This is a genomic window from Pseudomonas agronomica, from assembly GCF_025917275.1.
Taxonomy (GTDB): domain Bacteria; phylum Pseudomonadota; class Gammaproteobacteria; order Pseudomonadales; family Pseudomonadaceae; genus Aquipseudomonas; species Aquipseudomonas agronomica.
This window is the reverse complement of the sequence record NZ_JAOSHO010001154.1, coordinates 1-249: the sequence shown is the minus strand read 5'-3', so window position 1 is coordinate 249 and position 249 is coordinate 1. Positions and strand designations below refer to the sequence as shown.

Here is a 249-nt window from a genome sequence, read left to right as displayed (position 1 = left end):
TCGGCGCGCCCGTGGGTTTCGACGACCCCGGCGATGACGTCCGTGCCTTGGCGCAACCGGGTGTGGGCCGCTTGCAGCATGGCGTAGGTCTTGCCGACGCCCGGAGCGGCGCCCAGGAAGACCTTGAGACGGCCACGGTCGTGGCGTGGCAGGTTGGCTAACAGTGCATCGGCGCGGCTGGCGTCGCTCATGCTGCGGGTCTCTTTTTATCTGATCAAAATACCCTGTGGGAGCGAGCCTGCTCGCGAA

General features: G+C 66.3%; 1 pseudogene. It reads right to left on the bottom strand.

The features are described from left to right. Nucleotides 1–191 (bottom strand): annotated as a pseudogene (locus OC610_RS29350) (hypothetical protein); the annotation flags it as partial. Nucleotides 192–249 lie beyond the last annotated feature (58 nt).